Raw genomic sequence first — 22695 nt, 5'->3', positions numbered from 1 at the left:
TCGGCAGCTCCTACAGGAGATCAGTGATCGTCCGCACATTGGTGGACGACGCCGAACTGGGTAGGAGCTGCCGCAGGCTGCGATCTTTTGATCTTGCCGTTGATCAACTCTCGGCAATCAACCAGTCCATCTGCCACCCGCCCTGGGTCTGCCCCAGCTTCTTCGACAACCACGGCAGCAACTCACGCAATTCTTCTTCCAGCCCCCACGGCGGATTGGCGATCGCCAGCCCGGAACCGTTCAGGCTGTTCGGCGTGTCCAGCGGATGCACCAGCAGCTCCACACGCAGCAACTTCGGTGCACCCGTGCCTGCCAGGTCCTGATAGAAACGCCGCAGTGCACGCTGATCCTTGACCGGATACCAGATCGCAGCCACGGTCTGGCGCATCCGGCCGATGGCTTCTTTCATAGATGCCGCACAACGTTGCATCTCATCGAGTTGCTCGAACGGCGGATCGATCAGCATAACCGCGCGCTTCTCCTGCACCGGCAACATTGCCCGCGCCACATGCCAGCCCTCGCCCAGATGCACTTTCACCCGCCGATCGCCAGCCATGTTGTCCTTGAGCAGCACGCCGTCTTCCGGGTGTTTCTCGTTGAGCATCACGCGATCCTGCGGCCGCGTCAGACGCCGCGCCAGCTCCGGCGAACCCGGGTAGTAGTGCAACTGGCCATCCGGGTTCATCTCGTGCAGCACCTTCATGTAGTCGGCAGTCAGCGCCGGCAGGTCCGGCTGATCCCACAACCGTGCAATGCCTTCCAGGTACTCGCCGGTACGATTGGCCTGATCGCCCTGCAAGTCATACAGGCCAATGCCGGCGTGTGTGTCGAGATAGGCAAACGGCTGCTCCTTGCGCGACATCAGGGCGATGAGGCGGGTCAAGGTCAGGTGTTTGAACACATCGGCGTGATTGCCGGCATGGAAGGCGTGACGATAATTCATGGCTGCTCCTGCGAGGGCCGCAAAGTTTACCTTTTACCGGGCGGCAAGTCAGGGGTTCGCAGCCGAGCGGGCCTCAACATCAAAAGATCGCAGCCTTCGGCAGCTCCTACACGGGATAGGCGCTCACTCTGCCGAAGGCTGCGATCTTTTGATCTTCAGGCGGGCAAGCTGCGCAGGCGCTTGCCGATGACGTCCAGCACATCACACCCATCGCGCAGTGGAATCGCGCACAGCAATGCAAAGTCGCTGAGGATCACGGAGTCGCATTCGATCGAGCCGCGCATGCACATGTTTTCCAGGACCTGGACCACGGCGCGGATGCGATAGTTGGCAGCGTCCATGAGGATGTCGAGGGGCACGTGGGTGTCGATGAACAGGCTGGGCATGTCGCTGCAATTGCCGGTGAGGGCCATGAAGCGGTTGTCGGGGTGAGGGGTGATTTTTTCGTAAGGTGGATCAGTATGCATATTGGTCATTTTCCGGGTCCCATGATTGATAAATGTGAGCCGCCATCACACCTTCCTACGGGTTAGGGTGGCAGCTGTGCGCAGGAGTAGGAACCGAGCAATCATGGACCTCGGCCACGCCGAAGCGTGCCCCACGCACAGCCGCCGCGAACGATCTTACGGACTTGAACCAAGTGCCGCAAAAAGCCAACGAACTGTAACGTCATGATTGCGGGAATCCTTCACCCTGCCACCGCTCTCGTAGTGACAACGAAAAGACTATCCCTGCAACCCACCGCGCACCAGTTCATGAAAACCGCCGCAATTCGAAGGAAACGTCCGAAGCGGTTGCCCCGAAATTTCACTCTGCCTCTGCCAGCAAAAACTCCAGAAGCGCCGATCGTGACGAATCTTCCGACATCGATAATTTGAAAAACTGCCCGACCTTGCAGCGCAGGACCGTCTCGGGAAACGCCTCGAACACGGCCGGCTGCTCCTCGCTCAGCCACTGCAGAACATTGGCGATGCGTACGCTCGCATCAGTCTGCGCCAACAGCGATTGCGGCACGCTCCACCACGGAAAGACTCGCCCCGAAACCAGCGCACGGCCCCCGATTTCAATGGCTTGGCCATTGATCAGGGCTCGCGAAACGACCGGCAGCAATTGCGCGGAAATGACCTCGTCAGACTGCAAAATAGGCAGCAAAAAACGACCATCCCAAAAGCGCAAAAACACCGCTTTACCGTCCGGCATCAACACCTGAGTGAGGCTGCGGAAATGCTCGACCAGCACTTCCAGATCCGCCGAAGACACCACCAACCATCCCCAATCCCGGGATTCTGTTTCCGCCACCCAATGTAAAAACTCACTGCCTGCAGCGACAATTCCCACATAGGGCATCACCGCGTCCCACTCGGCATAAATGGTCTCGGCCCAGACCGGATGAGCTGTGCCCCGCCAGGCCTGGAAAGCATCGGCGTCACTGGCGCGGCTGAAGATTGCGAACAGTTGCTCCGACACATGCAGCGGCTGCCGCGCCAGCCATTGTTCGGGCGTCAATTGTTCAGGCTGCACAGACACCGTCCTTGCACCGCTCACACTCTTCGCAGAAAGGCGCATCACCTTTGAGACTCATGATCTGTGCGGCGGTGAGAACCGCCGCCGGCGCAGCGACCAGTTTCTCTGGCAAGCCCGGCACCACCGGCGCCGCGCTCATCGCCGCCATCGGCGCGCCGCCCACGACGATCGGCACGCTGCTGAAAATTCCGCCGGGGCCGATGTTGATCCACTGCCCGCCGGCCTGAATCGTCGCGCTCGCGCCGCCGTCGATGACCACTTGCTGACCAGCACTGATATGGATCTGCGCCGAGGCGCTGGTGGCTTGATTGTTTACCCGGACCTGCTGGTCGCCGAGCACGGACAAATGGTCATCCTGCCTGACTTCGGTCTGGCGCTGGCCGTAGGTGATGCGTTGCTCGTCGGCCTTGAGTTCATGCCGGGCGGTGCCGGTGACCACCACACTGCGCTGGTTGTCGACCTGCAACTGCTGGTCGTTGAGCACATGCTGGGTCCAGTTGCGCTGGGCACGCAGGTAGATTTCCTCGGCGCCCTTTTTGTCCTCGATGCGCAGTTCGTTATAACCGCCACCGCCGGGACTGCTCTGGCTGCGGAAAACGCTCCGAGTCTTGTCCGCCGGCAGATCCAGCGGCACCGGGGTCGCCGCATTTGGCAGGCATCCCATGACCAGCGGCTTGTCGGCATCGCCATCAATGAAGCCAACCAGCACTTCCATGCCGACGCGCGGAATCAATACGCTGCCGTAGTGATCGTGAGCCCAGCCGGTCGCGACACGCAGCCAGCAACTGGAGTGCTCGTTGAGTTCGCCATCGCGATCCCAGGCCAGTTGCACTTTGACCCGGCCATATTCATCACAATGGATCTCCAGATCTTTCGGTCCGGTGACCACGGCGGGTTGATAACCGGAGATGCGCGGCTTTTCCGGCGCCAGCGCCGGACGGAAGATCACGTCCCACGGCGTGGCCACGAAAGTATTGCGGTAGCCCTGGAAGGATTCGCCATCGCTGGTCACCGACTCTTCCAGCACCTGCGGCTGGCGGCCGCGATGTTCGACGGTGGTGAGCAACCACAGATCATTCCAGTCGCTGCGCGGATGCCCGGTGAGTTGCAGGAAATGTCCGCAGACCAGCGAGGATTCGTCGCTGGTGCCTTCGGCTTGTCGGTAATCGGCGACATGGCGTTCAAGCGCGCGGCGCGTCAGGCCTTTGCCGGTTTCGCGATCATTGAATTGGCCGGGAAAGTGATAGTCCTCCAGCACTGGACGCTGCTCGCCGTCACTGCGACTTTCCAGAGACAGGCGCGGTTTTTCGAAGTTGTAGTCGCGCCGCGTGACGACGCTGGTGCGGGTTTCCACGCGCACGTTGAAGCGTTGAATCGCCGGCGCGCCAGCCGACATGCCGCTGCCCGGCAGATACAGCGTCGGCTCGGGCAGCTTGGGGAACACGGTCTGGTCATCGCCGAAGACCAACAGGTGACCCTGGGGGCTGTGCTGAAAGTGGTAATGAATGCCGACTTCGGCGCACAGGCGGTGGATGAAGGCCAGATCGCTTTCCGCGTATTGCACGCAGTATTCGCGCTCGGGGTATTCGCTGCCCAAGCGAAATTCAAAGGCATCGCGCAGGATCGAATGGTCCTTGAGAACCTGAGTGACAATTTGCGGCACGCTCTGATGCTGGAAAATCCGCTGGTTGATGCGATGCCCCAGATACGTCAGACGCGGGACGAGGCTGAGGTGATAGCGTGTCAGACGTTTCCCGGAATCGCCCTGCCCGACCTGATAAATCTGGCCATGAATACCGCAACCCTGAGCATCGAAACTCAGAAACGCCTGCCCATGCAGCAGGCTTTCCAGATCCAGGTCCGGCCGCTCGCTGACCAGTTCCAGCTCGAAGCGAAATGGCTGGCTGATGGCTTCCCGGCCCGTGAACTCAAGAACTTTGAGGTCATGCTGGGCGCCTTCGAGGGTCAACGTGAAACGCGGTTGATTGGCAGGCGCGAACATCCGATGTCTCTCTGCAGTGTGAGGGCGGGCGATTCTGCATGAGGGACAAGGGGTGCTGAGCAGGTGACGGGAAATTCAGATTTGCCCTACGTGGTTTGCTGAAAGCGCCTTTGTAATTCGGCCGTTCAACTACAGACAATTCAATCAAACCTGCCACCCACCCTGTGGGAGCGAGCCTGCTCGCGAAGGCGGTGTACCGGTCGAGGCATTTGTTGGTCGAGCAACCGCCTTCGCGAGCAGGCTCGCTCCCACATTGGATCTGCACAGTCTTAAGGGAAAACCACAGGCAATAAAAAACGGCCCGCTTCCTCTAGGAAACGGGCCGTTTTCATGTGAGCCGAAGCTCAGTCCATCACTTGTTCAGATGGAAGTCTTTTTCCGCTGCCTCGAAGCGCTCAACCATGCCGCGAGTCGGCTCACCCGCCTTGCTGACAAAGTAGATGGCCAGGCTGGCGAAGATGAAGCCCGGAATGATTTCGTACAGACCCAGCAGTTCGAAATGCTTCCAGACCACCACGGTGATCGCGCCGACCAGAATACCGGCCAGTGCGCCGTTGCGGGTCATGTCTTTCCAGACTACCGAGATCAGCACCACCGGACCGAATGCAGCACCGAAACCAGCCCAGGCGTAGGACACCAGGCCCAATACGCGGTTTTCCGGGTTGGCAGCCAGCGCGATAGCAATCAGCGCTACCAGCAGCACCATGGCACGACCGACCCAGACCAGCTCCAGTTGCGAAGCGGACTTGCGCAGGAAGGCTTTATAGAAGTCTTCGGTCAGGGCGCTCGAGCACACCAGCAACTGGCAGCTCAGGGTGCTCATTACCGCAGCCAGAATGGCCGACAGCAGCACACCGGCAACCCATGGGTTGAAGAGAATTTTCGCAAGTTCAATGAACACGCGTTCCGGGTTCTCGGTGACCGGGCCGGCCACTTCCGGGTGCGCCGAGAAGTAAGCGATACCGAAGAAGCCCACCGCCACGGTGCCGCCCAGGCACAGGATCATCCAGGCCATGGAAATGCGACGCGCCTTGGCGATCGACTTCACCGAATCCGCCGCCATGAAACGCGCGAGGATATGCGGCTGACCGAAGTAGCCCAAGCCCCAACCCATCAGCGAAATGATGCCGATGAAGGTGGTGCCTTTGAGCATGTCGAAGTTGCTCGGATCTTGCGCTTCGATGGCCAGGAACGTGGTGTCGACGCCGCCGGTCGCCAGCAGAACGATGATCGGCGTAAGGATCAGCGCGAAGATCATCAGCGTGGCTTGTACGGTGTCGGTCCAGCTCACCGCGAGGAAACCGCCGATGAAGGTGTAGGCAATCGTTGCCGCCGCACCGGCCCACAGCGCCGTTTCGTAGGTCATGCCGAACGTGCTTTCGAACAGGCGGGCACCGGCGACGATGCCGGAAGCGCAGTAGATGGTAAAGAACACCAGAATCACGATCGCCGAGATGATCCGCAGCAAGCCGCTTTTATCTTCGAAACGGCTGGAAAAGTAATCCGGCAGAGTCAGGGCATCGCCGTTGTGCTCGGTCTGCACGCGCAGACGACCGGCAACGAACAGCCAGTTCAGGTAGGCGCCGATAACCAGACCAATGGCGATCCAGCTTTCGGAAAGGCCGGACATGTAGATGGCGCCCGGCAGGCCCATCAGCAACCAGCCGCTCATGTCGGAGGCACCGGCAGATAGCGCGGTGACGACGCTGCCGAGGCTGCGACCGCCGAGAATATAGTCAGAAAGGTTGTTGGTGGAGCGATAGGCCATCAAGCCGATCAGCACCATTGCTGCGATGTAGATCACGAATGTGATCAGGGTTGGATTGCTTACGCTCATTGAGTTACGCCCTGGCTTTGTTTTTATGTAGCGGCGGTGGTGAACCGCTCGCAAACGACGACGTTTGGCAGACGATCCGGGATCCCGCGCATTTAAGACTGATGTTTCCCCAGGAAAGCCATCAGCCGATGCACCGGGTTATTCCCGGTTGCACCTTGGCGGCGAATGCTATGCAACAAAGCAAATAAGGTGCAACCAGTTTCGCGAGAATTAGTTGCACCCAGTCGGATAAATCGACGATCACCCCGTTTTTGCTCCCTTTTGTGGCAGTCATGGCTCTTTGCTAGAAGCAAAAGCACCAAGCAGGAGCAGCACTTTCGTACCAGAAATTATTTCCTGACGAGCTGCGTACTATTCCGGCAAAAAAAGGGTTGCACCCGGTTGCACCTCATTCAGCGCACGGCTAATCTTGCGGCCAGCTGATGCCACGCAACTGTGGCAACCATGAGGATAAAAATATGGCTACCACCACCCTTGGGGTCAAACTCGATGACCCGACCCGCGAGCGCCTGAAGGCTGCCGCAACCTCGATTGATCGCACGCCGCACTGGCTGATCAAGCAGGCAATTTTCAATTACCTGGAAAAACTCGAGGGTGGTGCAACCCTGACCGAGTTGAACGGTTTGACCGCCAAAGACGCCGATGACGCGGGCGAAGTGCAGACCGATCACGCTCACCAATGCTTCCTCGAATTCGCTGAAAGCATTCTGCCGCAATCGGTTCTGCGCGCTTCGATCACCGCCGCTTACCGCCGTCCTGAGCCGGAAGTGGTGCCGATGCTGATCGAGCAGGCACGCCTGCCGGCACCGATGGCCGAAGCCACCAACAAACTCGCCGCGACCATCGCCGAAAAACTGCGTAACCAGAAAAGTGCCGGCGGTCGTGCGGGCATTGTTCAGGGCCTGCTGCAGGAATTTTCCCTGTCGTCCCAGGAAGGCGTGGCGCTGATGTGCCTGGCCGAAGCGCTGCTGCGCATCCCGGACAAAGGCACCCGCGATGCGCTGATCCGCGACAAGATCAGCACCGGCAACTGGCATCCGCACCTGGGCAACAGCCCATCGCTGTTCGTCAACGCTGCGACCTGGGGCCTGCTGCTGACTGGCAAACTGGTTTCCACCCACAACGAAGCCGGCCTGACCTCGTCGCTGAGCCGCATCATCGGCAAGAGCGGCGAGCCGATGATCCGCAAGGGCGTCGACATGGCCATGCGCCTGATGGGCGAGCAGTTCGTGACCGGCGAAACCATCGCCGAAGCGCTGGCCAACGCGAGCAAGTTCGAAGCCAAGGGCTTCCGTTACTCCTACGACATGCTCGGTGAAGCGGCACTCACCGAAGTTGACGCGCAGAAATACCTGGCCTCGTACGAACAAGCGATTCACTCGATCGGCAAAGCCTCCCACGGCCGTGGGATTTATGAAGGCCCGGGCATTTCCATCAAGCTCTCGGCACTGCACCCGCGTTACAGCCGTGCGCAATACGAGCGTGTGATGGACGAGCTGTACCCGCGCCTGCTGTCGCTGACTCTGCTGGCCAAGCAATACGACATCGGCCTGAACATCGACGCCGAAGAAGCCGACCGCCTCGAGCTGTCGCTGGACCTGCTTGAGCGCCTGTGCTTCGAGCCGCAGCTGACTGGCTGGAACGGCATCGGTTTCGTTATCCAGGCTTACCAGAAGCGTTGCCCGTACGTGATCGACTACGTGATCGATCTCGCCCGCCGCAGCCGTCATCGCCTGATGATCCGCCTGGTGAAAGGCGCGTACTGGGACAGCGAAATCAAGCGCGCCCAGGTCGAAGGCCTGGAAGGCTATCCGGTCTACACCCGCAAGGTTTACACCGACGTTTCCTACATTGCTTGCGCACGCAAACTGCTGTCGGTGCCGGAAGTCATCTATCCGCAGTTCGCCACCCACAACGCCCATACCCTGTCGGCCATTTACCACATCGCCGGTCAGAACTATTACCCGGGCCAGTACGAATTCCAGTGCCTGCACGGCATGGGCGAACCGCTCTACGAGCAGGTTGTCGGCAAGGTTGCCGAAGGCAAGCTGAACCGTCCGTGCCGCGTGTACGCTCCGGTCGGCACTCACGAAACCCTGCTGGCTTACCTCGTACGTCGCTTGCTGGAAAACGGCGCGAACACTTCGTTCGTCAACCGTATCGCCGACCAGTCGATTTCGATTCAGGAACTGGTGGCCGATCCGGTTGCGCAGATCGAGCAGATGGCCACCGTCGAAGGCGGTTTTGGCCTGCCGCACCCGCGCATTCCGCTGCCGCGTGATCTGTACGGTGCCGAGCGCGCCAACTCCAGCGGCATCGACATGGCCAACGAACATCGTCTGGCCTCGCTGTCCTGCGCTTTGCTCGCCACTGCACACAACGACTGGAAAGCCGCGCCGATGCTCGGTTGCGCCTCCAGCAACGAAACGCCAGCAGCCGTTCTGAACCCATCCGATCACCGCGATGTGGTCGGTCACGTTCAAGAAGCTACCGTCGAAGACGTCGACAACGCCATTCAATGCGCGCTGAACGCTGCGCCGATCTGGCAGGCCACGCCGCCGGCCGAACGCGCTGCAATTCTGGAACGTGCCGCTGACTTGATGGAAGGCGAGATCCAGCCGCTGATGGGCCTGCTGGCTCGCGAAGCCGGCAAGACCTACGCCAACGCCATCGCCGAAGTCCGCGAAGCCGTCGACTTCCTGCGTTATTACGCAGTGCAGGCGCGCAACGATTTCAGCAACGACGCCCACCGCCCCCTCGGTCCGGTGGTGTGCATCAGCCCGTGGAACTTCCCGCTGGCGATCTTCAGCGGTCAGGTGGCTGCGGCATTGGCCGCCGGTAACCCGGTATTGGCCAAACCGGCCGAACAGACTCCACTGGTCGCCGCTCAAGCCGTGCGTCTGATGCTCGAAGCCGGCATCCCGGAAGGCGTGCTGCAACTGCTGCCGGGTCGCGGTGAAACCGTCGGTGCCGGTCTGGTCGGTGACGAACGCGTCAAAGGCGTGATGTTCACTGGCTCCACCGAAGTTGCCCGTCTGCTGCAACGCAACATCGCCGGTCGCCTCGACAGCCAGGGTCGTCCAATTCCGCTGATCGCCGAAACCGGGGGTCAGAACGCGATGATCGTCGACTCCTCGGCACTGACCGAACAAGTGGTGATCGACGTGGTGTCGTCGGCCTTCGACAGCGCCGGTCAGCGTTGCTCGGCACTGCGCGTGCTGTGCCTGCAGGAAGATTCCGCCGATCGCGTCATCGAAATGCTCAAGGGTGCGATGGCCGAAAGCCGTCTCGGCAACCCCGAGCGTCTGTCCGTAGACATCGGCCCGGTGATCGACGCCGAAGCCAAGGCCGGCATCGACAAGCACATCCAGGGCATGCGCGATAAAGGTCGCAATGTTTACCAGGTGGCGATTGCCGACAGCGAAGAGGTCAAGCGCGGCACCTTCGTCATGCCGACCCTGATCGAGCTGGAAAGCTTCGACGAACTGCAACGCGAAATCTTCGGCCCGGTACTGCACGTGGTGCGCTACAAGCGCAAAGAGCTGGATCAACTGATCGGTCAGATCAACGCCTCCGGTTACGGCCTGACGCTGGGCGTGCACACGCGCATCGACGAGACCATCGCCAAGGTGATCGACAACGTCAACGCCGGTAACGTCTACGTCAACCGCAACATCGTCGGTGCCGTGGTCGGCGTGCAGCCATTCGGCGGCGAAGGCCTGTCGGGTACCGGCCCGAAAGCCGGTGGCCCGCTGTATCTGTACCGCTTGCTGTCGACGCGTCCTGCCGACGCCATCGAACAATCCTTCGCTCGCGGTGACGCCATTGTCGCCCCGGACGTGCGCTTGCGCGATGCCATGAGCCAATCGTTGAACGCCCTGAAAGCCTGGGCCGACAACAACAAGTTCGCCGACCTGAGCACTCTGTGCGTCCAATACGCGGCGCAATCGCAGAGCGGCATCACCCGCGTGCTGGCTGGCCCGACCGGCGAGAAAAACAGTTACGCGATCCTGCCACGCGAGCACGTGCTGTGCCTGGCGGAAGTTGAAGGTGATCTGCTGACGCAACTGGCCGCAGTACTGGCGGTCGGTGGTTCGGCGGTGTGGCCGGAAACCGAGCTGACCAAGGCCTTGTTTGCCCGTCTGCCGAAGGAAGTCCAGGCGCGGATCAAGCGCGTTGCCGACTGGAACAAGGACGAAGTCGTGTTCGATGCCGTGCTGCATCACGGCCACTCCGACCAGTTGCGCGGCGTCTGCCAGCAGATCGCCCAGCGTGGCGGCGCGATCGTTGGCGTTCAGGGCCTGTCCCAGGGCGAAACCAACATTGCGCTGGAGCGTCTGGTGATCGAGCGGGCACTGAGCGTCAACACCGCTGCGGCGGGGGGTAATGCCAGTCTGATGACCATCGGTTAAACCGCTGTAAATCCAGGCGACCGCGATAGTCGCCTGGTACGCAATACCCTGTGGGAGCGAGCCTGCTCGCGAAGACGGCGTTTCAGTCGACATTAATGTTGCCTGACCCACCGCTTTCGCGAGCAGGCTCGCTCCCACAGAAGATCAAAAGATCGCAGCCTTCGGCAGCTCCTACATGGAAACGCATTCCAAATGTTGGAGCTGCCGAAGGCTGCGATCTTTTGCTTCTGCATCACTCTCATCAATCATCCTATCCAGCCTCTATTCCCCCACCTTAGACTCGGCCCAACCCCAATTTCCAGGTAGGCCGCCATGTCCGAGACGCTGCTCAGTTCCCGCAATCTGGCTTTCGAGCTGTACGAAGTCCTCGATGCCGAGGGCCTGACCCGGCGCGAGCGCTTTGCCGAGCACAATCGCGAGACCTTCGACGCCGCCATCGGCACCGCGCGCAACATCGCCGAAAAGTTTTTCGCCCCGCACAACCGCAAGGGCGATGAAAACGAGCCGCGCTATGAAGATGGCCAGGCCATTCTGATCCCCGAAGTGAAACCGGCGGTGGATGCCTTTCTCGAGGCAGGATTTCTTAACGCCGCACGCAGTTTCGAGGCCGGCGGCATGCAATTGCCGACCCTGCTGTCGCAAGCCTGCTTCGCGCACTTTCAGTCCGCCAACGCCGCATCGACCTCGTACCCGTTCCTGACCATGGGCGCGGCGAACCTGATCGAGAGCTTCGGCAGCGAAGAGCAGAAACAGCGCTTCCTGCAACCAATGATCGACGGACGCTTCTTCGGCACCATGGCCCTGACCGAGCCGCATGCCGGTTCGTCGCTGTCGGATATCCGCACCCGCGCCGAGCCCGCATCCGACGGCACCTATCGCCTGAAGGGCAACAAGATCTTCATTTCCGGCGGCGACCATCCGTTGTCGGAAAACATCGTGCACATGGTCCTCGCCAAACTGCCGGACGCACCGCCGGGGGTGAAAGGTATTTCGCTGTTTATCGTGCCGAAGTTTCTGGTCAACGACGACGGCAGCCTCGGCCAGCGCAACGACGTGCTGCTCGCCGGCTTGTTCCACAAGATGGGCTGGCGCGGCACGACATCGACGGCGCTGAACTTCGGCGATAACGGTGAGTGTGTCGGCTATCTGGTGGGTAAACCGCACCACGGCTTGAGCTATATGTTCCAGATGATGAACGAGGCGCGGATCGGCGTCGGCATGGGCGCGGTGATGCTCGGCTATGCCGGTTACCTGTATTCGCTGGAGTACGCCCGCGAACGTCCGCAAGGCCGGGTGCCGGACAGCAAGGATCCGACGACGGCGCCGGTGGCGATCATTCAGCACGCGGATGTCAGACGCATGCTGCTGACGCAGAAATCCTACGTCGAAGGGGCATTTGACCTCGGCCTATATGCCGCGCGGTTGTTCGATGACACCACCACGCTGGAAACCGAAGCCGAGCGCAAGCAGGCGCATGAGCTGCTGGACCTGCTGACGCCAATCGTCAAATCCTGGCCTTCGGAGTTCTGCCTGAAGGCCAACGAACTGGCGATCCAGATCCTTGGCGGCCACGGCTACACCCGTGAGTACCCGGTGGAGCAGTACTACCGCGACAACCGTCTGAACCCGATCCACGAAGGCACCCACGGCATCCAGTCGCTGGATTTGCTCGGGCGCAAACTGGCGCAGAACGGTGGCGCCGGTCTCAAGCAGCTGATTCGATTGATCGCCAACACGGCCCAACGTGCCACTGCGTACGACTCGCTGGATGCACTGCGTGAACCGCTGGAAAAACTCGTTGCCCGCCTGCAGACCGTGACCATCGGCCTGCTCACCGATCTGGCCCAAGGCAAGGTCAACAGCAGCCTGGCGAACTCGGCGCTGTACCTGAAAGTGTTCGGCCACGCGGTGATCGGCTGGCGCTGGCTGGAACAGGCGATTCGCGCCGAAGAAGGCCTGGCCGAAGGCAATGCGGCGGATATCGACTTCTATAAGGGCAAGTTGCAGGCGGCGCGGTATTTCCTGACATGGGAAGTGCCGGGTTGCCAGCATGAGCTGGACTTGCTGGAGGCGCGGGATGATACGTGTCTGGCGATGCAGGACGCGTGGTTCTAAAAGCAAAAGATCGCAGCCTTCGGCAGCTCCTACAGAAACGCATTGCAATGTAGGAGCTGCCGAAGGCTGCGATCTTTTGATCTTGATCCTTTAGCTCAACTTGAACCCACCCATCTGCCGCGCCAGATCATCCGCCAGCCGCTGCAACATCTGACAATCCTCACGACACGCACGAACCTCCCCCGCCGTTGCCCGCGCCAGATCGGAAATCCCCTGCACGTTGCGGTTGATTTCTTCGGTCACCGCCGACTGCTCTTCGGTCGCTGTCGCCACCTGATGGTTCATATCGCTGATGCGCTCGACCTGGCCGGTGATTGCCGTCAGCGAGGCGCCAGTCCGCTGGCTCGATTCAACCCCGGTGCCGGTCGCGGCCTGGCCGGTGCGCATCGAAGCCACGGCGTTCTCCGCACCTTGCTTGAGGCTGCCGATCATCAGTTGAATTTCGTCGGTCGAGGCCTGGGTTCGGCGCGCGAGGGTGCGCACTTCATCGGCGACCACCGCGAAGCCGCGGCCCATATCGCCAGCGCGGGCAGCTTCGATCGCGGCGTTGAGTGCCAGCAGATTGGTCTGCTCGGAAACGCCACGGATCACCGCCAGCACCGAATCGATCGAGGCCACTTGCTGCGCAAGCTCAGCCACCGCCCCCGCCGCCACGCCGATGTCATCGGACATGCTTTCGATATGACGGATCGAGCCGCCGACCACTTCCCGTGCCTGCAACGCCTCATCGCGCGCGGTTTGCGAGGCAAGCGCGGCATTGCCGGCGTTCTGCGCAATTTCCTGCACGGTCAGGCCCATTTCGTGGACGGCCGTGGCAACCATATCGGTCATTTCCTGCTGTCGGCCCGAACGCTCGGCGGTGTTGTCCACTACCTTCGCCACTTGCCCTACGGCAGTGCGCAGGCGTTCGCTGGTGGTCAGCACTTCGCCGATCATCGCGCGCTGGCTGTCGAGGAAACGGTTGAAGCCGCGCGCCAGGTCACCCAACTCATCGGCACGGCTGGAATCTAACCGGTGAGTCAAATCTCCACCACCGCTACCGATGGCCACCAGCGCCCGTGTTACTTGTCGAATCGGTCGCACCAGCCCCTGCGCCAGCCACACCACCAACGCCAGGCAGACCAAAGACACCACCAGACCGATGGCGCCACTCATCCACATCGCTTTCCGTGCTTCGGCGTAAATCTGCGACTGCGGCACTTCGGCCACCAGCGTCCAGCCGAGATCGCGCAACGGCAGGCTGAAGGCGAGGAAATCTTCACCGTCGCGTTCGAAGCTGCTGTTCACCGCATCCTTGTGCCCCATCAGCGCTTGCGCCGCGTTGGCGCCGATCTGCTCGGTCAAGGTGCGTTTGCCGCTGAACTGCGCCTCAGGATGGACCTGAATCAAACCGTCGGAACGCACGAGATAGACCTTGCCGCGTTCACCGAAACTGAAATTGTGGATCAGCTCCGACAGCTCTTTCATGCTCAGCCCGAGCCCGGCGACACCGACAACTTTGCCGGCCTGCTCGACCTTCAGATCGATGAACAGGGCCAGCTCACCCGTGGCGCCGTCGTTGTCGATATTGAGGGTGCGCGGCTGATTGCTGTCGAGAAAGGAATAGAACCAAGCGTCGGCCGGTTTCGCGCGACTGAGGGTGCGGTCCAGGCCTTTCTCGGTGATGTAGTGGTTGGATTCGGTGCCGATGATCAGCGCGGTGAAGGCTCTGTGTTCGGCGCGAATGCTTTCCAGATATTGCGCGAAGAGCGCGGTTTTGCTGCTGTCTTCGCCGGATGCCAGCCAGTCACGCACCATGGTGTTGCTGGCGATGTCCTTGGCGGCGGTGAGCGGTTGTACGAGGATCCGCTCGATGTCGTTGCGCGTCGCTTCAATGCTCGACGGCAGCGCTTGTTCGACCAGATAGCTCTGGGCAAGGCGGTTGACCACCAGGGTATAAATGCCAACCACAATCACGATGCTGATCAGCAGGGCCGCGCCCATGCCGAGAATCAACTGCCACTGAATACTGCGTCGCCACCATTGCATGGAGCACCCCCAAGGAATAAGTGGCCGAAACACTGCAACAGCCGTGCCGATTGTATACAAGCCAACCGACAATCTATTCCCTGGTTGTGCGCAACCCCATCAGCCCTGACTGATGGTCTTGGCAATCGTCTCGACCGTGGCGCTGACTTGCTCTTGATAACGCTCGAGTTCTTCTTTGTGCTGCTTCTTCATTTCGATCTGCTGCGAGCACAGATTCATCGCCGCCAGCACCAGCAAACGGTCACCGATCAGCGTCGGGTATTTGCGCTTGGTGTCTTCCAGCGCTGCCTTGAGCATCATCGCCGCGTCCAGCAGGGTCTGTTCTTCCCCGGCCGGTGCCTTGATCGAATAGTCCTCGCCGAGAATGGAGATGACTTTTACCCCTGCTGTGCCGTGGTTCATGCGCTGACAGGACCGGCATTGACGCGATCAACCAGCGCCTGGATGCGCGCGGCGGTGGCGCCGTGTTTTTCTTCCTGCTCCATCAGGTTCAGTTGCAGGTTTTCGTTTTCATCCTTGGCCTGGGCCAGTTCCGTGGACAGGGTCTGGTTGGTCTGCAGCAGGGTCTGGTTCTGTTGCACCAGGTCGCTGACGAGCTGTTCCAATTGGCTGAGGGATGCTTCCAACATTTTGATCTTCCAAGCGTTTTTCAAAGGGCGCGTACGATAAAGAAAAGTCACCACGGATGCCAGGGTTAAACCGGCGCAAGGCCTTGATTTTCCTGGGTGGCGAAGCTTCTCGCGAGTTTAAAAGACTGTGATTGGTCGATCTGGTTCCTGCACTTCGTCGCTCAAGCCTGTCTGCGACAAATACGCACACCACCTCAAGACTTTAGTCGTATGACCGATAAGTCACCCATACAGCAGTCTCAGCCCGCATGGATGCGGCCCTTTTCGGTATCCGCCCATGTCCCTTCGCAATATGAATATCGCCCCACGGGCGTTCACCGGCTTCGCCCTGATCGGCGGCCTGATGTTGATTCTCGGCGTGTTTGCGCTGAACCAGATGAGCAAGATCCGCGCGGCCGGCGAAGACATCGCCACCGCCAGCGTGCCATCGATCAAGGCCCTCGACGAATTCACCCAACTGACCCTGCGCCTGCGCGTGCTTTCTTACCGCCTGCTGATCAACCGCGAACCCGACGTGCAGCAGAAAACCATCGAACTGTTCGACCTGCGCAACCGCCAGATCGCCGATGCGCAGCGCACGTACGAGCCGCTGATCGAAGGCCCGCAGGAACGCGCGGCGTACGAGCAGTATGTGCAATTGCTGGCCCAGTACCGCCAGCTCGAAGAGCGCATGAAAACCCTGTCGCGCAACAATCAGATCGACGAGTTGCGGCAGATGCTCAACAGCGACTTGCTGAGCAATTCCGAAGCGGTGAACACCGCGCTGGCGCGCTTGCTGGAGATCAACACCCAACAGATCGCCGAAACCGATCAGGACGCCAAGGATCAGTATTCGCTGTCGTTCAATCTGGTGGTGACTCTGCTGGTGATCGCCAGCGGCCTGACCCTGCTGTTCGCCTGGTTGCTCACCGTGAGCATTACCAAGCCGATTTCCAAGGCACTGGACGCTGCGGAAACCATCGCCGAAGGCAATCTGACCCAGCCAATCCATGTCGATGGCGAAGATGAAGCCGGGCGCTTGTTGGCGGCAATGGCCAAAATGCAATCGAAGCTGCGCGACACCCTGCAGCGCATCTCTGGTTCGGCCACGCAACTGGCCTCCGCCGCTGAAGAACTCAACAGTGTCACCGACGAAAGTGCTCGCGGCCTGACCCAGCAGAACAACGAAATCGAGCAGGCCGCCACTGCGGTCAATGAGATGACCAGCGCCGTCGAAGAAGTCGCGCGCAACGCGGTCAGCACTTCGGAAGCCTCGAAAAACGCCACCACTTCGGCGGGCGACGGTCGTGATCTGGTCCAGGAAACCGTCAGCGCCATCGAACGCATGAGCGCCGATGTGCAGAGCACCGCGTCCTTGATCGGCGATCTGGCCAATGAATCCCGTGACATCGGCAAGGTGCTCGACGTGATCCGTGGGCTGGCCGACCAGACCAACCTGCTGGCATTGAACGCAGCGATCGAAGCGGCCCGTGCCGGTGAGGCCGGTCGTGGTTTCGCGGTGGTGGCCGACGAAGTTCGTGCCCTGGCCCATCGCACCCAGCAGTCGACCAGCGAAATCGAACGGATGATCGGCAGCATCCAGAGCGGCACCGAACACGCCGTGGATTCGATGCGCAACAGCACCGAGCGCGCCGAATCGACCTTGAATATTGCCCGTGGCGCCGGGATGTCGCTGGACACGATCAACAGCGCCATCGTCGAAATCAACGAGCGCAACCTGGTCATCGCCAGCGCCGCCGAAGAGCAGGCGCAGGTGGCGCGGGAAGTCGATCGCAATCTGGTGAACATCCGCGATCTGTCGGTGCAATCGGCGACCGGGGCGAATCAGACCAGCGCAGCGAGCAATGAGCTGTCGCGCCTGGCGCTGGATCTGAACAACATGGTCGGGCGGTTCAGCCTCTGACCTGATCCTTGATCATTCCCACGCTCTGCGTGGGAATGATCACCAAGCGCAAAAGCTTTTTGACAGCATCACATTTCAACAGGTTAGAATCGCTGGCACGCAGACTGCATGGTCAGTTTGCGCCCCCGTCTTTACGCTTCTGGAGTACTGCCTTTGAATGCGACGACCATCAACAGCCTGTTCTTGATCGGCGCGTTGCTGGTAGGCGCAAGCATTCTTGTCAGCTCGCTTTCTTCACGTCTCGGCATTCCGATTCTGGTCATCATTCTCGCGGTCGGCATGGCGGCGGGGGTCGATGGTGGCGGGATCATTTTCGATAACTACCCCACGGCCTATCTGGTCGGCAACCTCGCTCTGGCGGTGATCCTGCTCGACGGCGGTTTGCGCACGCGGGTGTCGAGTTTCCGCGTGGCGTTATGGCCGGCGCTGTCGCTGGCCACGGTCGGGGTGTTGATCACCACCGGGCTGACCGGCATGGCCGCGGCGTGGTTGTTCGACCTCAATCTGATTCAGGGCCTGCTGATCGGCGCCATCGTCGGTTCGACCGACGCCGCTGCGGTGTTCTCGCTGCTCGGCGGTAAAGGCCTCAACGAACGGGTCAGCGCCAGTCTGGAAATCGAATCGGGCAGCAACGACCCGATGGCGGTGTTCCTCACCGTGACCCTGATCGACATGCTCGCCAGCGGCGAAACCGGCCTGCACTGGAGCCTGCTGACCCACCTGATCCGCGAATTCGGCATCGGTGGTGTGATTGGTCTGGGCGGCGGCTGGGTGATGCTGCAACTGGTCAACCGCATCAATCTCGCCGCCGGCCTCTATCCAATCCTGATCATCGCCGGTGGTCTGGTGGTGTTCGCGCTGACCAACGCCTTGCATGGCAGCGGCTTCCTCGCCGTTTATCTGTGCGGTCTGGTGATCGGCAACCGCCCGGTGCGCAGCCGCCACGGCATTCTGCACATGCTCGACGGCATGGCGTGGCTGGCGCAGATCGGCATGTTCCTGGTGCTGGGCCTGCTGGTCACGCCACACGATCTGCTGCCGATCGCCCTGCCCGCCCTCGGTCTGGCACTGTGGATGATCCTGTTCGCGCGGCCGCTGTCGGTGATGGTCGGCCTACTGCCGTTCAAGGCTTTCCATGGTCGTGAAAAAGCCTTTATTTCCTGGGTCGGTCTGCGCGGCGCGGTGCCGATCATTCTCGCGGTATTCCCGCTGATGGCCGGCCTGCCGCAAGCACAGCTGTACTTCAATCTGGCCTTCTTCATCGTGTTGGTGTCGCTGCTGGTGCAAGGCACGAGCCTGCCGTGGGTGGCCAAGCTGCTCAAGGTGACGGTGCCGCCGGAACCCGCGCCGATATCCCGGGCGGCACTGGAAGTGCACGTGACCAGCGAGTGGGAGCTGTTCGTTTACAAGCTCGGCGCCGAGAAATGGTGCATCGGCTCGCCTCTGCGCGAATTGAAAATGCCCGAAGGCACACGCATCGCGGCGCTGTTTCGGGGCCAGCAACTGCTCCATCCGTCGGGTAGTACGGTGCTGGAAGTCGATGATTTGCTGTGTGTTATTGGCCACGAACACAACCTGCCGGCCCTCGGCAAACTGTTCAGCCAGGCACCGCAACGCGGCCTCGATCTGCGTTTCTTCGGCGACTTCGTGCTCGAAGGAGACGCCCAGCTTAAAGCGGTTGCAGCGCTGTATGGCTTGCCGGCCGAAGGCATCGATCCGGACATGACCTTGGGCGCGTTCATTGCGCAAAAAGTCGGGGGTGCTCCCATCGTCGGTGACCAGGTGGAATGGAACAACACCCACTGGACGGTGGCGGTCATGGACGGGAACAAGATCGGCAAAGTGGGCGTCAGATTCCCCGAAGGAAGTCGCCCGGGCCCCGGACTCTTCCTCTAAACTGCCTCCACTCTCACTTGCTTGACCGGTCTCTATGCCTACCCTGCGCTCCTTTTTCGCCGCGGCCCTGCTGGGCCTCAGTCTTGTCGTCGGCCCGCTGCATGCTGCCGAACCACCGTCCAGCGATGCCGTACAGGCCAGCCTCGACAAGCTGGCCGACAGCAAACTGCCGGACGCCGACAAGAAGACCCTGCAGACCGTCCTGCAGAACACCCTCAATCAGCTCAACAACCAGCGTGATTACGAACAGAAGCTGATCGACCTCAAGCGTCAGCTGGCCAACGCGCCCAAGCAGACGATTGAAAACACCCGCGAACTCAGCCGCCTCAAGGCCACCGCACCGGTACCGGTAGCGCAGCGCTTTCCGAAAGAGTCGATCCAGCAACTGGAGCAGATCCTTACCGATCGTTCGACCCAGCAAAGCGATCTGCAAAAAGCCCTGGCCGAAGCCAACAGCCTGATCATCACCGCGCAGACTCGCCCCGAGCGCGCTCAGGCGGAGATTTCCGCCAGCCAGACGCGCATCCAGCAGATCAACACCATTCTCAAATCCGGCAAAGACACCGGCAAGACGGTCACCGCCGAACAGCGCGACCAGCTGAATGCCGAACTGGCCGCACTCAATGCGCTGATTCCGCTGCGCCGCCAGGAACTGGCCGGCAACACCCAGTTGCAGGATCTGGGCAACGCTCAACACGACCTGCTCTCGGAGAAATCCGACCGCCTCGACCGCGAGATCCAGGAACTGCAAACCCTGATCAACCAGAAACGTCTGGCGCAGTCGCAGGAAACCGTTACCCAGCAATCGATCGAAGCGCAGAAGGCCGGCGGCAGCAGCCTGCTGGCGAGCGAGAGCGCGACCAACCTCAAGCTTTCCGACTATTTACTCAAGAGCACCGACCGCCTCAACGAAGTCACGCAGCAGAACCTGCAGACCAAACAGCAACTCGACACCCTGACCCAGAGCGATTCGGCGCTGGATGAGCAAATCAACGTGCTCAAGGGCAGCCTGCTGCTATCAAAAATTCTCTATAAACAGAAGCAGGCACTGCCGCACTTGAAGGTCGACCGCGACCTCGCCGACCAGATTGCCGATATTCGCCTGTATCAGTTCGATGTCAGCCAGCAGCGGGAGCTGCTGAGCAATCCGGCGACCTACGTCGACAATTTGCTCGCCACCCAGCCGCCGGAGCAGGTCACGCCGCAATTGCGCAAAAGCCTGCTGGATCTGGCCAACACCCGCGCTGATCTGCTCGAGCGGCTGAACCGCGAATTGAGCGCGATGCTCAACGAATCGATCACCCTGCAGCTCAACCAGAAACAACTGCTGAGCACCGCGCAAAGCCTGCGCGCGACCCTCGACGAGCAGATGTTCTGGATCCCCAGCAACAAGCCGCTGGACGTGGAATGGATGCGCGGCGTGCCCGAGCGCCTCGAACGGCAGGTCAACACCTTGCCTTGGGCGTCGAGCCTGAGCGAGCTGACTGACGGCCTGACCCAGCGCCCGCTGCTGTTCCTGCCTCTGGCGCTGCTGATCGGCGCCCTGTTGTGGCGACGCAAGGCCCTGTACGGACGACTCAACAAGGTTCACCAGGACATCGGCCACTTCAAGCGCGACAGCCAATGGCACACACCGCAGGCAATTCTGATCAATATCCTGTTAGCCATGCCGGTGGCGTTGGGTCTGGCGCTGTGCGGTCTGGCCTTGCAGATCGACGCACGCGGGCAGAACGCCAACATGGGCGCGGCGCTGTTGCAGATGGGTCAGGCCTGGCTGGTGTTCTACACCGCATACCGGATTCTTGCGCCGGGTGGCGTGGCGGAATTGCATTTCCGCTGGGAGAAACCGCAGGTCGAGTTCCTTCAGGGCTGGGTGCGCCGACTCGGCCTGGTAGTAATGGCGCTGGTCGCCGTGGTGGCCGTCGCCGAGTTGCAACCGGCGGCGCTCGCCGATGACGTGCTCGGCATGCCGGTGGTGCTGACCTGCTACGCCTTGATGGCGTGGCTGCTCAGTCGCCTGCTGATCAGCAGCCCGACGCACCAGAATGCCTCGCTGTTCCGCAAAGCCGTCGGTGTGATGTTCACCCTGCTGCCGATCGCCCTGTTTGTTGCGGTGTGCTTCGGCTACTACTACACCGCGCTGAAGCTCAGCGACCGCTTGATCAATACCCTGTACCTGCTGATGTTCTGGCTGGTGATCGAGGCCACCTTCGTACGAGGCCTGAGCGTCGCGGCGCGGCGCCTGGCTTACCAGCGCGCACTGGCCAAACGGCAGGCGGCGAAAGAGGCCGGCGACGGCGAAGCGGTGATCGAAGAGCCGACGCTGGATATCGAAAAAGTCAACGAACAGTCCCTGCGCCTGATCCGTCTGGCCCTGCTCGGCGGCTTCATCGCGGCGCTGTACTGGGTCTGGTCGGACCTGATTTCGGTGTTCTCGTATCTGGACAACATCACCCTCTACGAATACACCAGCGGCACCGGCGCCAACATGAGCATGGTGCCGATCAGCATCGGCGACATGCTCGGCGCGCTGATCATCATCGGCATCACCTTCGCGCTGGCGCGCAACTTGCCCGGTCTGCTCGAAGTGTTCGTGCTGTCAAAGCTCAATCTGGCCCAGGGCAGCGCTTATGCGACAACGACGCTGCTGTCCTACGTGATTGCCGGCGTCGGTTTCGTCACCACGCTATCGACCCTCGGCGTCAGTTGGGACAAGTTGCAGTGGCTGGTGGCGGCGCTGTCGGTAGGCCTGGGGTTCGGTATGCAGGAGATCTTCGCCAACTTCATCTCCGGCATCATGATCCTCTTCGAACGCCCGGTGCGGATCGGCGACACCATCACCATCGGCAACCTCTCGGGCACGGTAAGCAAGATCCGCATTCGCGCCACAACCATCACCGACTTCGACCGCAAGGACATCATTGTCCCGAACAAGACATTCATCACCGGGCAACTGATCAACTGGTCGCTGACCGACACCATCACCCGCGTCACGCTGAAACTGGGCGTCGATTACGGCTCGGATCTGGATCTGGTCAAGGAACTGCTGCTCAAAGCGGCCCGGGAAAATCCGCGTGTGCTCAAAGAACCAGAGCCGCACGTGTACTTCCTCAACTTCGGCGAAAGTACCCTCGACCACGAACTGCGCATGCATGTGCGCGATCTTGGCGACCGCAACCCGGTGCTGGATGAGGTCAACCGCTTCATCAATCGCGAGTTCAAGAAGCAGCACATCAACATCTCGTTCCGGCAGATGGAGGTTTATCTGAAGAACCTTCACGGCCAGGAATACAAGATGGTGCCGGTGGAACCCGAGAACAAAACCATCGTGCCGATCGTCGACGGGCAGAAACCGTCGCAGGAACCGCCACCGAGCAAACTCGACTAACCGACATGGTCCCAGCAG

Annotated in this window: 13 protein-coding genes and 2 pseudogenes; 6 read left to right on the top strand and 9 right to left on the bottom strand. The window is 60.8% G+C overall.

Annotation, left to right across the window (positions count from 1 at the left end; all coding sequences use genetic code 11):
• Nucleotides 1–103: 103 nt before the first annotated feature.
• From AB4N53_RS22150 to putP, 5 genes are all read right to left on the bottom strand, one after another.
• Nucleotides 104–943 carry a 23S rRNA (adenine(2030)-N(6))-methyltransferase RlmJ gene (locus tag AB4N53_RS22150; RefSeq protein ID WP_460123267.1) on the bottom strand — a complete coding sequence of 280 codons (840 nt, stop codon included), beginning with the start codon at nucleotides 941–943 and terminating at the stop codon, nucleotides 104–106.
• 155 nt (nucleotides 944–1098) lie between these two features.
• A complete protein-coding gene (locus tag AB4N53_RS22145) occupies nucleotides 1099–1419 on the bottom strand; it encodes a hypothetical protein (RefSeq protein WP_460123264.1) in 321 nt (106 codons plus the stop codon).
• Nucleotides 1420–1750: 331 nt separating this feature from the next.
• Nucleotides 1751–2464 (bottom strand): DUF4123 domain-containing protein, encoded by a 714-nt coding sequence (locus AB4N53_RS22140; protein WP_460123261.1) that lies wholly within the window; start codon nucleotides 2462–2464, stop codon nucleotides 1751–1753.
• Nucleotides 2454–4469 (bottom strand): type VI secretion system Vgr family protein, encoded by a 2016-nt coding sequence (locus AB4N53_RS22135; protein ID WP_460123258.1) that lies wholly within the window; start codon nucleotides 4467–4469, stop codon nucleotides 2454–2456. Before AB4N53_RS22135 ends, AB4N53_RS22140 begins: the two co-directional genes overlap by 11 nt.
• 352 nt (nucleotides 4470–4821) lie before the next feature.
• Complete coding sequence (putP, locus tag AB4N53_RS22130) at nucleotides 4822–6306, bottom strand: sodium/proline symporter PutP (RefSeq protein ID WP_460123255.1); 1485 nt, start codon at nucleotides 6304–6306, stop codon at nucleotides 4822–4824.
• A gap of 458 nt (nucleotides 6307–6764) precedes the next feature.
• Here putP and putA point away from each other — a divergent pair, with 458 nt between their 5' ends.
• Both putA and AB4N53_RS22120 read left to right on the top strand, forming a co-directional pair.
• Complete coding sequence (gene putA, locus AB4N53_RS22125) at nucleotides 6765–10718, top strand: trifunctional transcriptional regulator/proline dehydrogenase/L-glutamate gamma-semialdehyde dehydrogenase (RefSeq protein ID WP_460123252.1); 3954 nt, start codon at nucleotides 6765–6767, stop codon at nucleotides 10716–10718.
• Between the two features lie 312 nt (nucleotides 10719–11030).
• Nucleotides 11031–12833 carry an acyl-CoA dehydrogenase gene (locus AB4N53_RS22120; protein WP_460123249.1) on the top strand — a complete coding sequence of 601 codons (1803 nt, stop codon included), beginning with the start codon at nucleotides 11031–11033 and terminating at the stop codon, nucleotides 12831–12833.
• A 90-nt stretch (nucleotides 12834–12923) separates the two neighbouring features.
• On the opposite strand, the gene AB4N53_RS22115 is transcribed toward AB4N53_RS22120, so the two are convergent.
• The 4 genes and pseudogenes from AB4N53_RS22115 to AB4N53_RS22100 form a co-directional block, all read right to left on the bottom strand.
• Nucleotides 12924–13631, bottom strand: a complete 708-nt coding sequence (locus AB4N53_RS22115) for a methyl-accepting chemotaxis protein (protein WP_460145140.1) — start codon at nucleotides 13629–13631, stop codon at nucleotides 12924–12926.
• Nucleotides 13632–13838: 207 nt separating this feature from the next.
• Nucleotides 13839–14816, bottom strand: a pseudogene (locus AB4N53_RS22110) (cache domain-containing protein); the annotation flags it as partial.
• Nucleotides 14817–14960: 144 nt separating this feature from the next.
• On the bottom strand, nucleotides 14961–15263 hold the full coding sequence (locus tag AB4N53_RS22105) for a cell division protein ZapA (RefSeq protein ID WP_039756738.1): 303 nt from the start codon (nucleotides 15261–15263) through the stop codon (nucleotides 14961–14963).
• A complete protein-coding gene (locus AB4N53_RS22100; protein ID WP_016772015.1) occupies nucleotides 15260–15490 on the bottom strand; it encodes a hypothetical protein in 231 nt (76 codons plus the stop codon). Before AB4N53_RS22100 ends, AB4N53_RS22105 begins: the two co-directional genes overlap by 4 nt.
• A gap of 277 nt (nucleotides 15491–15767) precedes the next feature.
• Between AB4N53_RS22100 and AB4N53_RS22095 the strand changes: the two are divergent.
• From AB4N53_RS22095 to mscK, 4 genes and pseudogenes are all read left to right on the top strand, one after another.
• Nucleotides 15768–16490 (top strand): annotated as a pseudogene (locus AB4N53_RS22095) (MCP four helix bundle domain-containing protein); the annotation flags it as partial.
• Between the two features lie 30 nt (nucleotides 16491–16520).
• Nucleotides 16521–17393: a methyl-accepting chemotaxis protein gene (locus tag AB4N53_RS22090; RefSeq protein ID WP_370695130.1), complete on the top strand. Its 873-nt coding sequence runs from the start codon at nucleotides 16521–16523 to the stop codon at nucleotides 17391–17393.
• Between the two features lie 153 nt (nucleotides 17394–17546).
• A complete protein-coding gene (locus tag AB4N53_RS22085; RefSeq protein ID WP_024011302.1) occupies nucleotides 17547–19289 on the top strand; it encodes a potassium/proton antiporter in 1743 nt (580 codons plus the stop codon).
• Nucleotides 19290–19323: 34 nt separating this feature from the next.
• Nucleotides 19324–22677 (top strand): mechanosensitive channel MscK, encoded by a 3354-nt coding sequence (mscK, locus tag AB4N53_RS22080; protein WP_130899561.1) that lies wholly within the window; start codon nucleotides 19324–19326, stop codon nucleotides 22675–22677.
• Nucleotides 22678–22695: the final 18 nt, after the last annotated feature.

It is taken from the genome of Pseudomonas sp. H3_E04, from assembly GCF_054668915.1.
Note: the sequence above shows the minus strand (reverse complement) of the source record. Positions and strands in the feature narration are given on the sequence as shown.